The 15,179-nt window shown below is 42.8% G+C and carries 13 protein-coding genes; 4 read left to right on the forward strand and 9 right to left on the reverse strand.

Annotated elements, in window-relative coordinates; genetic code table 11:
* The first annotated feature begins 291 nt into the window (after positions 1-291).
* The 4 genes from thrS (at position 292) to GTO83_RS10570 (ending at position 4,381) form a co-directional block, all read left to right on the forward strand.
* Positions 292-2,100, forward strand: a complete 1,809-nt coding sequence (gene thrS, locus GTO83_RS10555) for a threonine--tRNA ligase (protein WP_180871073.1) — start codon at positions 292-294, stop codon at positions 2,098-2,100.
* Positions 2,101-2,221: 121 nt separating this feature from the next.
* Entirely contained in the window at positions 2,222-2,410 is a 189-nt protein-coding gene (locus GTO83_RS10560; protein WP_056994980.1) for a hypothetical protein, read from the forward strand.
* Complete coding sequence (gene tnpB / locus GTO83_RS10565; protein ID WP_098035604.1) at positions 2,400-2,756, forward strand: IS66 family insertion sequence element accessory protein TnpB; 357 nt, start codon at positions 2,400-2,402, stop codon at positions 2,754-2,756. The genes GTO83_RS10560 and tnpB overlap by 11 nt, the downstream gene beginning before the upstream one ends.
* A 68-nt stretch (positions 2,757-2,824) precedes the next feature.
* Positions 2,825-4,381 (forward strand): IS66 family transposase, encoded by a 1,557-nt coding sequence (locus GTO83_RS10570; RefSeq protein WP_180871075.1) that lies wholly within the window; start codon positions 2,825-2,827, stop codon positions 4,379-4,381.
* Positions 4,382-4,578: 197 nt separating this feature from the next.
* On the opposite strand, the gene lepB is transcribed toward GTO83_RS10570, so the two are convergent.
* The 9 genes from lepB to rpmH all read right to left on the reverse strand — a co-directional run bounded on the left by lepB (position 4,579) and on the right by rpmH (position 14,675).
* Positions 4,579-5,187, reverse strand: a complete 609-nt coding sequence (lepB, locus tag GTO83_RS10575; protein WP_180871076.1) for a signal peptidase I — start codon at positions 5,185-5,187, stop codon at positions 4,579-4,581.
* Between the two features lie 65 nt (positions 5,188-5,252).
* Positions 5,253-6,797 (reverse strand): UDP-N-acetylmuramoyl-L-alanyl-D-glutamate--2,6-diaminopimelate ligase, encoded by a 1,545-nt coding sequence (locus tag GTO83_RS10580; RefSeq protein WP_180871078.1) that lies wholly within the window; start codon positions 6,795-6,797, stop codon positions 5,253-5,255.
* A gap of 110 nt (positions 6,798-6,907) precedes the next feature.
* Positions 6,908-8,821, reverse strand: a complete 1,914-nt coding sequence (gene asnB, locus GTO83_RS10585) for an asparagine synthase (glutamine-hydrolyzing) (protein ID WP_180871080.1) — start codon at positions 8,819-8,821, stop codon at positions 6,908-6,910.
* Between the two features lie 137 nt (positions 8,822-8,958).
* Positions 8,959-10,881, reverse strand: a complete 1,923-nt coding sequence (gene mnmG / locus GTO83_RS10590) for a tRNA uridine-5-carboxymethylaminomethyl(34) synthesis enzyme MnmG (RefSeq protein ID WP_180871081.1) — start codon at positions 10,879-10,881, stop codon at positions 8,959-8,961.
* Positions 10,882-10,888: 7 nt separating this feature from the next.
* Positions 10,889-12,277: a tRNA uridine-5-carboxymethylaminomethyl(34) synthesis GTPase MnmE gene (gene mnmE, locus GTO83_RS10595; RefSeq protein ID WP_180871083.1), complete on the reverse strand. Its 1,389-nt coding sequence runs from the start codon at positions 12,275-12,277 to the stop codon at positions 10,889-10,891.
* 168 nt (positions 12,278-12,445) lie between these two features.
* Positions 12,446-13,213, reverse strand: coding sequence for an RNA-binding cell elongation regulator Jag/EloR (gene jag / locus GTO83_RS10600; RefSeq protein ID WP_180871085.1), 768 nt, complete (start codon positions 13,211-13,213; stop codon positions 12,446-12,448).
* A 1-nt stretch (position 13,214) separates the two neighbouring features.
* Positions 13,215-14,048: a YidC/Oxa1 family membrane protein insertase gene (locus tag GTO83_RS10605; protein WP_180871087.1), complete on the reverse strand. Its 834-nt coding sequence runs from the start codon at positions 14,046-14,048 to the stop codon at positions 13,215-13,217.
* A gap of 24 nt (positions 14,049-14,072) precedes the next feature.
* Positions 14,073-14,417 (reverse strand): ribonuclease P protein component, encoded by a 345-nt coding sequence (gene rnpA / locus GTO83_RS10610; protein WP_180871089.1) that lies wholly within the window; start codon positions 14,415-14,417, stop codon positions 14,073-14,075.
* 123 nt (positions 14,418-14,540) lie between these two features.
* On the reverse strand, positions 14,541-14,675 hold the full coding sequence (gene rpmH, locus GTO83_RS10615) for a 50S ribosomal protein L34 (protein WP_006917488.1): 135 nt from the start codon (positions 14,673-14,675) through the stop codon (positions 14,541-14,543).
* Positions 14,676-15,179 lie beyond the last annotated feature (504 nt).

Raw genomic sequence — 15,179 nt, forward strand, 5'->3', positions numbered from 1 at the left:
AGGCTTAAAATGCTATAATCAGCATTAATTGAAGGACATGTTAGTTTTGGATTCCTATTCAGGGAGCGGTTCCTAGGCTGGAAGAACCGTTAGGACCATTGCTAGTACCACCTTCGTCTTTGACACCGAAATAAGGTGCTCCGGGTCGTGACCGTTATCCACCATTGAGAAGGTTTTTTGTGAACCTTAAATTTGGGTGGAACCACGCTGAGTTTTGTTAACCAACGTCCCTTAGATCGTTTTATCGATCTGAGGGACGTTTTTTATTTTTATCAAAGGAGAGATTGATACATGGCACAAGTTGCAGTAATGACCCCAGATGGTCAAGTTGAAAAAATTGAACGGGACGGCAATGACAAAGCTCTTACCGCCTTACGTCAAATGGCTGCTTTGATGTTGAAAGCCGCTTTAATTAAAGAATTTGATTGGATTCGCCTTGGCGCTTCTGTTGCCGAAGACGACCAATTCTACGTTGACTCGGACAAGGATGATCAACAAGTTTCCGCTGACGAATTAGCTGGTCTGGAAGCCGCTATGAAGCAAATTGCTAAGGATGGCTTAAAGGTTGAATTTGCTGAAGTTGCTTTGGATGATGCCTTAGCCACTGCCGGTGACGACCAATTTACTAACGAACTCCTAAAGGAACACGCCCAAGACGGCAAGGTAGCCATGTACAAGCTGGGTGATGTTGCAATCATCGCTAATGCCCCGATCTTGGTTTACGCAAACGTAGTTAAGCACTACAAGCTCTTATCCGTTGCCGGAGCTTATTGGAAGGGGATGTCCTCTAATCCAATGCTTCAACGAATTTACGGGACGGTCTTCTTCAACAACGATGACCTTGACGCTGATCTCAAAGCTCGTCAAGAAGCTAAAGAACGTGACCACCGGGTTATTGGGAACCAACTTGACCTCTTCTTCGTTGATCCTAAAGTTGGTGCTGGTTTACCATATTGGATGCCTAAGGGTTCCACCATTCGGCGGACAATCGAACGTTACATTATTGACCGGGAAGTCGCTGACGACTACGAACACGTTTACACCCCAGTTTTGATGAACTTAGATGCTTACAAGACATCTGGTCACTGGCAACACTACCGCGACGACATGTTCCCACCAATGGACATGGGTGACGGCGAAATGCTTGAATTACGGCCAATGAACTGCCCATCCCATATCCAAGTTTACAAGCACCACATTCGTTCCTACCGGGATCTCCCACTTCGAATTGCTGAACTTGGAATGATGCACCGTTACGAAAAGTCCGGGGCCCTTTCTGGTTTGCAACGGGTTCGTGAAATGACCTTGAACGACGGTCACACCTTCGTTGCTTTGAACCAAATTCAAGATGAATTTGCCAAGATCTTGAAGTTGATCATGAGTGTTTACCGTGACTTCGACATTACGGATTACACTTTCCGGCTTTCTTACCGGGACCCTAAGAACACGGAAAAGTACTACGCTAATGACGAAATGTGGGAACAAGCCCAAAAGATGTTAAAGGGTGCTATGGACGACCTTGGCCTTGATTACTACGAAGCTGAAGGGGAAGCTGCCTTCTACGGTCCAAAGCTTGATATTCAAACTAAGACGGCCCTTGGTAACGAAGAGACGATGTCCACCATCCAATTAGACTTCATGTTGCCAGAACGGTTTGACCTTCACTACGTTGGGGAAGACGGTAAGCAACACCGGCCAGTTATGATCCACCGGGGAGTTGTCGGGACGATGGAACGGTTCATCGCTTACTTGACGGAAATCTACAAGGGAGCCTTCCCTACTTGGCTAGCACCACAACAAGTAACGATCATTCCGGTTTCTGATGACAAGCACGGTGAATACGCCGACAAATTAGCTGCTCAAATGAAGGCTGCTAATATTCGGGTTAAGGTTGACCACCGGAACGAAAAGATGGGTTACAAGATTCGGGAAGCTCAAACCCAAAAAGTTCCTTACACTTTAGTTGTTGGGGATGATGAGATGGCTAATGAATCAGTCTCTGTTCGGAAGTACGGTGAACAAGACCAAATTAGCATGAGCAAGCAAGCCTTCCTTGATGAAATCTTGCAAGACATTGCTAACTACTCCCGTGAAAACTAAATTCCCAACCGTAGTTACCGTATACTAAAAAGGTAAGCGGTGAATAACGACACGTCTATTAATCATATGGCTAACCCCCTATACTGAAGACATCAAATCTCAGTTAGGGGGTTATCTTTGTATGGAAGAAAAACAAGACATTGTAGAAACAATTTTCAAAAGTAAGGCCACACCGGCTACTAAACCGCTGAAACGATCTCATCGATCGATAGAATTAAACGTTAAACATATCCGCTTGACTCTTTTTCAAGGAGTCGACTCCGAATTAGCGGCAAAAATCATTACTACGGTGCTGGACCATGTTAGTTAATTGGACTGCCCCTGATCATGTTTACCTCGTTTGTGGTAAAACTGACCTTCGGAAAGGTATCGATGGTTTAGCAATGATCGTTGCAGAAAATTATGGGCTGGATATTTACGATAATTCACTATTTTTGTTCTGTGGAACACGGAGTGATCGCTTTAAGGGATTGTACTGGGATGGTGAAGGCTTCATTTTACTCTATAAAAGGTATGAAAATGGCCACCTTCGTTGGCCGCGTCATGGTCAAGAAGCTAAGTTACTGACAAGGAGACAAATTAAGGAATTACTAGTCGGGATAAACCCGATTCCACCACGGAGCGTGAGCCCCGCTAAGACGGGAATTTTCTATTAAATCAGGGCTTTTCTTACACCAAATTTTTGATATAATGCTGGAAGATCATATTAAGGAGGTGACGCACGATGACTCCAGCAGAAAAAGAAAATCAGGAATTGAAAGCTCGGTTAAAGAAGGCTTTGGAACGAAACGAAGAACTTGAAGAAATGGTCCGTCAACTGCAACGGATGATTTTTGGAAAAAAAACTGAAAAATTCGAGACCGTTGTAAAAGGACAAGGGTCTCTATTTGATGATGAACAGTTAGCTGCCTTAGTTGATAGTGATATCGACTTGACGGAGACTGAAGTAACTGAAATTGAAGTTATTGAAAAGAAAAAGGTAGTGCGTCACCAGGAACGAAAGAATTCTCAGGGACGGGCTGCTTTTTTGGACTCTTTACCACAAGTTGAGGAGCTCACCCCACTCGAAGATACCCAATGTCCAACTTGTCAGCACGAAATGAACAAGATTGGTAAGCGAGTAAATAGTCGTGAAGTCGAACTTATTCCACCACAACTTCGTTGTATTAACCATTGTCAGGAAACTTATAAGTGTCAAGAATGCGAGAAGAAGACTGGCGAAACGGTAATTAAAAGTAGTAAAACACCACAATTATTACTCCCCCATAGCTTAGTATCTGGTAGTATTCTGGCTGAAGTAGCTAATTATAAGTTTAATCTGGCAGTACCAATTCATCGCCAAAAGAAGATTTGGGAACGGCTGGGATTGCCAGTAAATAAATCATCACTTGTCAGAAGTGTTATTTCAGTATCAGAGACGTACCTTGAACCACTGGTTAACCTAATGACAAAGGAAATTCGTAAAGAACCGGTGGTTCATATGGATGAGACACCGATAAAAGTACTTGATGAACCAAGTCAGAGGGGCTACCTCTGGGTGATTAGAACTACCAAAGAGTTCAGTAAATATCCAATTATCCAGTTTAACTATCGTCACGGCCGGAAAGGAAAGACGGTTGAGGAGTTAGTCGGTGATGATTACCGTGGAATTATCGAATGTGACGACTATGTCGCTTATAACGAAGATAAACACGAGCAGATAAAATTTGGAGCTTGTCTCGTCCACATTCGGCGGTGGTTTATTAACATCATCAAGGACAGTAGGAAAATACTGAAAAAGTCATTAGCAATTCAAATAGTAAAGAGGATTGGTAAGATCTTTGAAATTGAACAGCAGCTGGAGTACGAAACCAAGGAGGAGAAGTTAAAGCAACGGATATTACGCTTAAAACCTGCGGTTGATGAATTCTTTGAATTCCTCAAACAGGTAGTTCACAAGACAAATAATAAGTTGCAGACCCACATTGAAAGTACCTTAAAATTGGAGCAGCGAGTATATCGGATTTTTGAAGATGGTCAAGTGCCATTAAGTAATAACGACATTGAACAATCAATTCGTTTTTCAACAATAATCCGCAAGAATAGTTTACTCGCTCAGTCAGTAGCTGGAGCTAAAGCTTGTGCGGTCTATTATTCCTTAGTTGAAACAGCTAAAGAGAATAACCTAGATGTGGTGGAGTATTTTAGATATCTATTCAAGTATCTCCCTAACCGTATTGATGAGGATCTTACGGCTTATTTGCCTTGGGCAAAACAGGTTCAAGTAGCATGCCATAAATAGCAATAAAGAACGGGCTAAGAAATTGCTTAGTCCGTTCTTTATTTTGTCAATACGTGCAGTTGTTCACCGCTTACCTAAAAAGAGGGAGCCAGGAAGAAACAAAAGTTTCTTCCTGGCTCCCTCTTTCATCTCCGAATATTACACAGAAACTATGCGGTCAAGGCAATACTGCCTTCCTTATCCTTTCCAGATCTTATCTAATTAGCTTGGAAATAATGCTTCCATTCATCATTAACATTGCTCTTTTTAGTCTGATTTCCTGACCAGAAACCAACATGCACAACTCCAAGAAGCTTACTCTTTGGAACAAAACCATAGTACCGACTATCGTTAGAAACGCTCCGGTGATCCCCAAGAACAAAGTATTCTCCAGCTGGCACCTTGGTTGTGCCACTATTCTTTAGCCAACTATTCTGAACGGAAATTGACTTTAACGTCCAATTCCCAGTTCCTTCTTTCCGCTGATACTTATTAATATAGCTTTGCCGAACTAACTTGCCATTAACATAGAGTTTCCCATTCTTCGCTTCAACCGTATCCCCAGGTAAGCCAATTACCCGCTTAACGTAGTAAGTCTTCTGGGAAACTTGTGGGTCAACACCATTAGCATCAAAGACAACCACACTTCCCCGGTGGATCTTTGCTTGTTTCCAAGTGATGACTCGTTCATTGTTTTGTAAATTGGGGAGCATTGACGGTCCATCAACCCGGACTGGCTGTAATACAAAGGCCCGGATTAAAAAGGCAATTAATAATCCAATTACCACTGGGATAACCCAGCTCATAACCTGTTTAAATGCTTTCATAAAGTTTTCTCCTCGTCCATTTTAACTTATCTTTTATGATAAGCCTGATCAGCCTAATTTAACCATTATTTTTTTGGTTGTGCTCCTAGTTTTTCGATTACTTGCTTAGCAACTACCAAGTCACTCGGGTAAGGTAGGTCTTGACCCTTAACCTTTTGGTAGGCATCAGCCCCTTTCCCAGCAATTACTACCATATCGTTTTTGCTCATCGTAATGGCCTTTTCAATCGCTGATGCCCGATCAGCAATATATTCAACGTGACCAACTTGATCATGATCAATATGGCGGTCAATTTCTTCGGCAATTGCTTTCGGATCTTCGAATCCAGGATCATCAGTGGTCAAAATTACGTAATCAGCCCGTTCTTCGGAAAGCGCCTTACCAAAGCCTTGTCGCCGAGAAATTCCTTTATCTCCAGTTGCCCCAAGAACGACAATTACTCGATCTTCTTTTGCTTGAGTTTGGGCCCGTAAAAAGGCCACCAACCGCTTTACACTGGCGTAATCATGGGCGTAGTCAATGTAAACTGTGCCGTGGCCCTTAGTTGGTAAAACTTCCATCCGACCTGGAATGTGAGTCTGCTTTAAGGCCGCTTGAATCATTGGTGCCGTGGCCCCGGCTAAACCAGCTGAAATAATCGCTGCCGTGGCATTACCTTCATTGTAGTCACCGGGAACACTTGCTACGTATTCACCAGTTAAAGCCAATTCTTGGGCCTTTTGACTCTTAGCTTGTAATTCAAATTTTGATTCTGCCAGGTTACTTTCTAACGAATGATAAACAAAGTCCACTCCTGGTTGTTCGGTTTGACTAAAGACAAAAATCTTATCTGGATCCGTGGTTGCCTTCGCTGCTTGGAGTAATTGATCAAAAACTTCAATTTCCCGGTTAATGATGCAGACCTTGGCGTTTACCAACAATTGTTCCTTGCAATACAAATAGTTTGCAAAGGTTGGATGTTCATTACGGCCAATGTGGTCAGGGCTGATGTTAAGGAAGATCCCAACATCAAATTTTAATCCGTAGACCCGGTTCTTTAAGTACGACTGGGAGGAAACTTCCATTACTAAATGGTTCATCCCGTTATCAACGGCTTCCCGCATATCCGCAAATAGATCCATCGACTCGGGAGTGGTTAACTTCGACTTAAAGGTTTGATTAGGTTTGGGGCCTAAAACCGTATTTAAAGTCGAAATTAAAGCGGTCTTCTTTGCCGTACTCGTTTCTAAAGCATTCGTCGTAAAGTAAGCGGTAGTTGTTTTCCCCTTGGTACCTGTAATTCCAATCACAAAAAGTTCATTTTGTGGATAATCGTAAAAAGCCGCTGATAATAATGCCATTGCCTTTTGATCATCTTTGACAATAATCCCAGTTACTGGCTGATCGTAAGCTTGCATAGCGACATAAGCAACCGCCCCTTTTTCGACGGCAAGAGCTAGATATCGAGGTTGAAAACCAACCCCCTTACAGAAAAAGAGGGTGTTAGCTGTCTTTACCTTCCGCGAATCATACTCAACCGCTTGAAACTCGGTTGCATTTTGATTAACGACTGTAACTAAGAGATCGTGCTCTTTCAATAAAGCTACGGCCTCCGTTAGGGTTAAACTCATTGGATCAATTCCTCCGCTTGTTAAATTCACTAATTTTAATTTTACAACATTTAATCAATAAAATAAGCCCTGCTAACTCGACTTTCGACCTTAGCAGGGCTTTATTTAAATTAGGCTTTAGCACCAACCTTAACTAAGTTAACTTCTTCGTGGGGGTTAAAGTTATCAATAAAGTAAAGCTTGTACCAAACTAGGAAGGTGTAGATCGTCCAAATCTTCCGTCGATCATCGGTCTTACCTTCAAAGTTATCTTGGGCCATCTTCAAAATCTTTTCTTGATCAAAGAATTCACTAACGAAGTCTTGCTTCAAAATTTCAACAATTTCTTCGTAGAAGTCCTTTTGCCGTAACCATTCACGAACAGGTACTGGAAAACCAAGTTTTTCCCGCGTTGCCCATTCTTCTGGTAAGTGGCGGTTCGCTGCCATCCGGAAAGCCCACTTCGTTCCTTGATCAGTCATCAAATACTTGGCTGGGGTGTGGCCAGCAACCTTCATCATTTCCTTATCTAACAATGGCACTCGAAGTTCAAGGGAGTTAGCCATACTCATCTTGTCAGCCTTCAATAAGATGTCCCCTGGCATCCATTGGTGAATATCCAAGTATTGTTTCTTGGAAAGTTCGGGGACGTTTTGATTATCGATCTTGTCGTAAATCTTATCAACAATTGCTTGAACACTTGGCGCATCATTAAATTCTGGTTGCAAAACATCCGCTGCTTCTTCAGGAGTAAAGACCCGGGCTTGCCCAATAAAGGAATCCCGTGCGGCTGCTAGGTTATTGTACATGTGTAAACGACCATGGAAGTTCTTATGGTGTTTTAACCAGTCGGCAATCTTTTGCCGCTTAGCCTTTGGAAGCTTTTTTAATTGATCGGTTATCCACTTAATTGCCTTGGAGTTAGTATTGTAACCATAGGCTGTATAACCAGCAAATAGTTCATCGGCCCCTTCCCCAGACAACATTGCCTTGTAACCATTATCCTTTGCGAGCTTCGTCAAGAAGTACAATGGCACTACCGATGGATTAGAATCTGGTTCATCTAAGTAGTATTGAATCAATGGGAACTTATGGAAAGCTTCATCATTTGTCAACTTAGCATCGGTGTTCTTTAGGTTTAATTTCGCCGCTAATTCCCGGGCTTGTTTGGTTTCATCATATCCTTGGTCAAACCCAATTGAGAAGGTTTCGTCTGGGCGCATCATCGCCGTAACGTAACTTGAATCAACTCCGGCTGATAAGAAAGAACCAACCTTAATCCCATCGTCAGCGAAAGAGTGGGCCTTAACGGATTCGGAGACTGCCGCCTCAATCTTATCAACGGCTTCATCAAAACTTTCATCATCCGCATCGAATTCCGCATCCCAGTATTGCTTCATGGTGAACTTTCCATCCCGGTAGTGGAAAAAGTGGCCTTCCGGCAACTTGTAAATGCCCTTAAAGAAAGTTTCGTCTGTTGCTGGGTATTGGAAAGTCATGTATGGCTTTAAGGCCTTTTTATTTAATTGTTTTTCAAAATTTGGGTGGTCAAGGAATGACTTAATTTCTGACCCCACAAAGAAGGTCCCATTCATTTTACCGTAGTAAAGTGGCTTGATGCCAAAGTGATCCCGGGCCCCAAAGAGTTCTTGCTTTTCCCGATCCCAAATCAAGAAAGCAAACATCCCCCGCAACCGCTTCGTAACATCTTCACCCCATTCTTCATACCCGTGAAGAATAACTTCTGTATCAGCGTGGGTGGAGAAATGGTGGCCCAAGTTAATTAATTCTTCCCGAAGGGGCTTAAAATTATAGATTTCACCATTAAAGGTGATTGCCATTGAGTCGTTCTCGTTAAAAATTGGTTGATTCCCACTCTTAACATCCACAAAACTTAGCCGGCGGAATCCCATCGCAACCCCTTCGTCAACAAAGTGGCCGGAGTCATCTGGCCCCCGGTGAATAATTCGGTTCATCATCGTTTGGATTAAACTATCCTTCACTTGTGGCGCTTCATTGTCCACAAACGTAACGATTCCACACATTAAATTTCAACTCCCATTCACTCAAATTTACGTTAACCCTTAAAAGCCAATCATAACTGTTTTTTAGATATGCTTCAATCAATTTTTCAATTCTTTACTTGATCTTTGCATATTTTAACCTGGTTCTTAGTTGGTATCTACTTTTTAGTTTCCGTCTTTTTGTGACCTTGCTGGACGTAGACACTCAAAATTGCCAAGTCGGCCGGGTTAACCCCGGAAATCCGGGAAGCTTGGGCTAAGGTCTCTGGTCGAATCTTTTCCAACTTTTGCCGGCCCTCGGTTGCTAAACCGTCAACTTGGCTGTAGTCGATGTTAGCCGGAATCTTCTTCGCTTCCATCCGCTTTAAACGGTTAACCTTAACTTCTTCTTTCTTGATGTAACCTTCGTACTTCAGTTGAATTTCAACCTGTTCCTTTGCTTGCCGATCAAGTGGTTTGGCTGGTGCATCAATAAAGTCCATTAAACGATCATATGTTACATACGGCCGCTTTAAGAAGGCCGCTGCCGTTAAGGAATCCTTTAAGGCATGGTCACCATGAGCTTGGATAAAGTCATTGGCGGCGGAACCCGGCTTAATCCGGATGTTACCCAATCGATCAATTTCTGATCTTACTGTAGCCTTCTTCGCTTCCATCTTTGCCAGACGCTCATCGGAAACTAAACCAAGTTCATGCCCTTTTTCCATCAAACGGAAATCGGCATTATCGTGCCGTAAAATCAACCGGTATTCGGCCCGACTAGTTAAAAGTCGGTATGGTTCTTTCGTTCCCTTCGTAACTAAGTCATCAATCATAACCCCAATGTAGGCATCGGAACGCTTTAAAACAAACGGTTCCTTACCAAGGGCCCGCCGACCAGCGTTAATCCCGGCAATTAAACCTTGACCCGCAGCTTCTTCATAGCCAGAAGTACCATTGGTTTGTCCGGCCGTATAAAGATTCTTTACCAACTTGGTTTCAAGAGTTGGATGCAGTTGATGTGGGGCTACCACGTCATATTCAATTGCGTACCCTGGTCGCATCATTTCAACCTTTTCTAGCCCCTTAATTTGGTGCAAAATTTTTTGTTGGATTTCTTCTGGGAAGGAAGTTGAAAGACCGTCAACGTAGTATTCGTCAGTATCACGCCCTTCTGGTTCTAAGAAGAGTTGGTGGCGGTCCTTATCCGCAAACCGAACAACCTTATCTTCAATTGATGGGCAATAACGTGGCCCAACCCCTTCAATCACCCCAGAGAACATTGGGGCCCGATCAAGATTATCTCGAATAATTTGGTGCACCGTTGGGTTGGTATAAGTTAACCAACAAGAAAGTTGATCCTTAACTGGGAGGTAGGCACTATCCGGAGTATCAAAACTAAAGTGGTGTGGCGTTTCATCCCCCGGTTGTTCCTCGGTTGCCGCATAGTCAATTGTATTTCCGTTAACCCGTGGTGGCGTCCCGGTCTTAAACCGTTCAAGTTCAAAGCCAAGCCGTTCTAAGGCTTCAGAAAGTTTTACTGCTGACTTAGAATTGTTTGGACCTGATTCATATTGGAGTTCCCCAATAATAATCTTGCCTCGAGCAGCCGTCCCAACCGTTAAAACAACTGCTTTGGCATGGTACCGAGCCCCAGTATTGGTAATCACCCCTTTGCATATACCATCTTCAACAATCAGATCATCAACCGTTGCTTGGCGAAGCGTCAAGTTAGGTTCTTTTTCAATGGTTAACTTCATTTGTCGGTGGTAAGCATGCTTATCAGCCTGCGCCCGCAATGCCCGGACTGCCGGACCCTTCCCGGTGTTTAACATCCGCATTTGAACATAGGTCTTATCAATGTTATGGCCCATTTCACCCCCAAGGGCATCAATTTCACGGACTACGATCCCCTTGGCTGGTCCCCCCAAAGAAGGATTACATGGCATAAAGGCGACCATTTCCAAACTAATGGTTACTAATAAGGTCTTATTTCCCATCCGGGCCGCTGCTAAAGCTGCTTCGCTACCAGCATGGCCAGCTCCAACTACAATGACATCGTAACTTCCAGCTTCATATTGCTTTGCTTCTGAAACTTGCATAATTTCCCTACTTTCCTAAGCAGAATTGACTGAAGAGTTGATCTAACAACTCATCTTGGTAACTGTCCCCGGTAATTTCGCCTAAAAGATCCCAACACCGGGTCATATCAATTTGGACCAGATCAACTGGCATCCCATCAGCTAACCCCTTCAAAACGTCGTCTAAGGCTTCCTTTGCTTGGTGTAATAAACCAATATGCCGGGCGTTTGTTACCATTACATCCCCTTGATGACTTTCAATTCCTTGATTAAAGAAGAGGTGAGCAATTGTTTCGCCCAGTTGGTCTACCCCAGTATGATCAGTAATTGATGTCTTAATTAATGGTGTATCACCCAACATTGCCTTTAATTGATTAGCATCAACTTTAGTCGGTAAATCGGTCTTATTTAAAATCACAATTCGGGACTTCTTTTCGGTTGCCGCTAACAATTGTTGGTCTTCTCCCGTTAGTTCCCGCGAAGCATCGATTAACAAGAGAACTAAATCCGCCGCGTTTAAGGCCTGCCGACTTCGTTCAACCCCAATTTTTTCAACTTGATCATCGGTTTTACGAATTCCGGCAGTATCAATCAAACGTAAGGGGACCCCATTAACGTTGACATATTCTTCGATCACATCCCGGGTTGTTCCCGCTACACTAGTAACGATTGCCTTATCTTCATGTAGCAAGGTGTTTAATAAACTAGACTTACCAACATTTGGCCGCCCAATAATCGCCGTCGCTAAGCCGTCCCGTAAAACCTTTCCTTGTTTAGCCGATTGCAATAAAGCGACTAAGTGTTGTCGCACTTCAGTTGCCTTTTCTTTTAACATTTGGCTAGTCATCTCTTCGACCGCATCATATTCTGGATAATCAATGTTCACTTCAACTTGCGCTAGCACATCTAAGATATCCTGTCGTAGCTTTTTAATTAAACGGGAAAGGTCACCATCTAATTGGTTCAAAGCAACCTGCATTGATTGATCAGTTTTTGCCCGTATCAAGTCCATTACCGCTTCGGCTTGGGAAAGGTCTAACCGCCCGTTCAAAAAGGCCCGCTTAGTAAATTCCCCGGGTTCCGCTAACCGCGCTCCGTGACTCAAAACTAATTGGAGGGTCCGATTAGTTGCTAGTAACCCCCCGTGGCAATTAATTTCAACAACGTCTTCTTTAGTGTAGGTTTTCGGCGCTAACATTACCGAAACCATCACTTCGTCAACTTCTTCCTGCGTCTCAGGATCGATAATATGACCGTAATTAATGGTATGGCTAGCAACCTTCGTAAGGTCCCGATCTTTAACCAGTTGATTAGCAACCTGTAGGGCATCACTTCCACTAATCCGGATTATCGAAATTCCACCTTCGCCGGCCGGCGTCGAAATAGCCGCAATCGTATCAAACTCTGAATTTGCCACTATTATCTTCCTTTCTGCTAATAAAAAAAGCGCTCATCCCCAGCCAACTGAACTACTCAGTTACCATGGTCAAAGCACTTTCACTACTCTAACGAATTGATCCGATTTATTTTTAACACCGTTATTTTAGTAATGTCCCTTGGAAAAGTCAAGCCTTACGTTTTAGGGCTATTTAGGAGCAATCACAATACTCCGATGCGGTTCGCGACCGTGAGAATATGTCTTAACTAACGGTTCTTTTTCAAGCATTTGGTGAAGAAATTTCCGTTCGCGAGCTGGCATTGGATCAAGAAAAACAGCCTGGTGACTAGCGATTACCCGGGTAACGCTTTGCTGACCTAGCTTAGTTAACGCTCGTTTCCGCCGTTCCCGATAATCACCAACATTTAACCATACTTGCGGATCCTTAACACCACGATAAATTAAGAACGTGGTCGCCACGATCTCCATGGCGTTAAGCCGCCGCCCGTGATACCCAACGACTTTTCCAGGTTCTGCCGTCGTTAGATCAATTTTTAAATCGTGAACGGTTTGTTGCGTAATTTGGGGCTGAACTTCGACCCCCAGTTGCTTAAAAACATCAATTAGGTAATCAACCAAAGCTAAACTTTCCGTCTTCATTTTGGCCAAATTAGCTTCATAATGCCGTTTGTTTTCTAACTGTTCTCGTTCCTTATCAGTTAGTGATTGAACTGTTTCCACTTCATCCCTTGAACTAGGCTTTAGGGGAGTTTGAACTGGTTTATGATCACTTTTGATCACCGATAAGGTTGTTGGCTTGGTTGCTTCAATAATTGCTGGCTTTCGAAATAAGCCCAACCATCCCTTTTTAGGGGCTTGAATTAATTTAAAAGTTAGCTTATCAACGGTACATCCCAGCTGAATAGCAGCGGCGGCCTTTGCTTGCTCAACCGTTTTACCTTCAAATCTTGCCATCTTACCGCTTCTTACCCCGGTAAGCATTCTTCTTCGCATGGGCCAACTTATTCTTTTGCCGCCGTTCCTTTCGTTGCTTTTCTTCCCGTTCTCGTTTGATCTTGAATGGATTTTGCAGCAACAGCGTTTGAACAACTTGGAAGGCATTGGTAACTACCCAGTAAAGGGTAATAGCAGCTGAGAAGTTTAAAGCCATTACAAAGATCATAATCGGCATTACATATGTCATCGTAGTCGACATACTGTTCTTTTCAGGTAAAGAAGCCATCGACAACCAGGATGAAATAAAAGTAAATAAGGCCGCTAAGATCGGTAAAACAAAGTAAGGATCAGTATGTCCTAGTTGTAACCAAAGGAAAGACCCTGTCTTTAATTCTGGTGACCGCCAGATAGCTTGGTATAAAGCCCACATAATTGGCAGTTGAACCAATAACGGCAACATTGAAGCAAATGGATTAACCCCCGCTTCTTTGTATAGTTTTTGTTGTTCAACTTGCATCTTCTGCAGCGAGTCCCGATCCCGGCCAGGATACTTTTTTTGCAAGGCCTTTAATTGGGGTTGCAATTCTTGCATCCGTAACATCGACTTTGTTTGGTAATGCATCAATGGCAAAATCAAAACCCGGACTAAGATCGTAAAAATAATGATCCCCATTCCGTAGCCACCAAAGTGCTTAGCAAGCCACAAAATAAATTGCGAACCATTATACACAATGTAGTGATCCCAAATTCCCGTACTATGACTAGTAACCGGCTTATTTGAGCAGGCAGCTAAAATAAGCGTTAAGAGCCCAATTCCCGACAAACTTAGGGCTTTTTTCGTATGCTTTTTCAAACTTCAATCCTCGCTTTATCTTTATTATTCCTCAACTAATAGGTTAGCCATTTTCAAAGCATGAACTAAATTCTTTTTTACTTCCGCCATTTCTAATCCGTGAGCAGCTGGTCGCGCAATAACTAAAAAGTCAACTTCCGATTTTAATTGGGGCTTAACTTCTAATAAAGTCTGCCGAATTCGCCGTTTAATCCAGTTACGATTAACCGCATTTCCAACTTTCTTTCCCACTGAAATTCCAACTCGGAAATGAGGCTGCCCGGGCTTGGCCATTTGGTAGATAATGAATTTCCGGTTCGCTACAGATTGATGTGTTTCAAATACCCGTTGAAATTCGCTTTCCTTTTTAACCCGATATGATTTTCGCATTTTTTTGCTCCCGTTTGTATTAAAAAAGAGGCTGGACGCATGACGGCTATCAGTCATAGCCTTAGCAGACGCCCTGCCCCCTAAAATTTTTAAAAAAGCCACTAATTTAATAGTGGCCTCAAACTATGCAGATAATACCTTGCGGCCCTTTTGACGGCGGCGAGCTAATACCTTGCGACCGTTGCTAGTGCTCATCCGAGCGCGGAAGCCGTGAACACGAGCGCGGTGACGCTTCTTTGGTTGGAATGTACGCTTCATTGATTTGCACCTCCTCGTAAATCATTTTTATTTCTTTACTTTAAGTCCAAAAAGACAAACTCTTTAAACATACTGTAGAAGTATATCACACTTTTTCCGTAGAAGAAACCTTCATCCTGCGGAAAAAATTTTTTAGTTTTCCACAGTTTTATCCAAATAATCCACAGCGTTGTTTTTTATTTTCAAATGTTTTTTAGTTTTCCACCGTCTTTTCCAAAGGATTTTTAGTTTACACACCCTTGTGTTTTAAGTTATCCACAAGGATGTGTAAAACTCCCTGAATTTCTTTAACAGTAAGTATTAAGAGTTGTGTATATCCCCATTTTCTTGTGGATAACTCAAATTCAAGCTTCACTTTTCCTCAAATTCACTGGCTTGTGGAAAAATTCCACACAGCGTTGTGCTTTTTGGGGATATATTTTTTAACCGCCTGTGGAAAACTTTTAAAACAAATGCTAAAATATCGTTTGGTTTTATGATTATCCACAGTGAGGAGGAATAATT

It is taken from the genome of Lactobacillus sp. 3B(2020), assembly GCF_013487845.1.
In the GTDB taxonomy this organism is placed as follows: domain Bacteria; phylum Bacillota; class Bacilli; order Lactobacillales; family Lactobacillaceae; genus Limosilactobacillus; species Limosilactobacillus alvi.

Coding starts and splice junctions, on each gene's coding strand:
- thrS (WP_180871073.1), top strand. CDS start 292: ATGGCACAAGTTGCAGTAATGACCCCAGATGGTCAAGTTGAAAAAATT.
- GTO83_RS10560 (WP_056994980.1), top strand. CDS start 2,222: ATGGAAGAAAAACAAGACATTGTAGAAACAATTTTCAAAAGTAAGGCC.
- tnpB (WP_098035604.1), top strand. CDS start 2,400: ATGTTAGTTAATTGGACTGCCCCTGATCATGTTTACCTCGTTTGTGGT.
- GTO83_RS10570 (WP_180871075.1), top strand. CDS start 2,825: ATGACTCCAGCAGAAAAAGAAAATCAGGAATTGAAAGCTCGGTTAAAG.
- lepB (WP_180871076.1), bottom strand. CDS start 5,187: ATGAAAGCATTTAAACAGGTTATGAGCTGGGTTATCCCAGTGGTAATT.
- GTO83_RS10580 (WP_180871078.1), bottom strand. CDS start 6,797: ATGAGTTTAACCCTAACGGAGGCCGTAGCTTTATTGAAAGAGCACGAT.
- asnB (WP_180871080.1), bottom strand. CDS start 8,821: ATGTGTGGAATCGTTACGTTTGTGGACAATGAAGCGCCACAAGTGAAG.
- mnmG (WP_180871081.1), bottom strand. CDS start 10,881: ATGCAAGTTTCAGAAGCAAAGCAATATGAAGCTGGAAGTTACGATGTC.
- jag (WP_180871085.1), bottom strand. CDS start 13,213: ATGGCAAGATTTGAAGGTAAAACGGTTGAGCAAGCAAAGGCCGCCGCT.
- rnpA (WP_180871089.1), bottom strand. CDS start 14,417: ATGCGAAAATCATATCGGGTTAAAAAGGAAAGCGAATTTCAACGGGTA.
- rpmH (WP_006917488.1), bottom strand. CDS start 14,675: ATGAAGCGTACATTCCAACCAAAGAAGCGTCACCGCGCTCGTGTTCAC.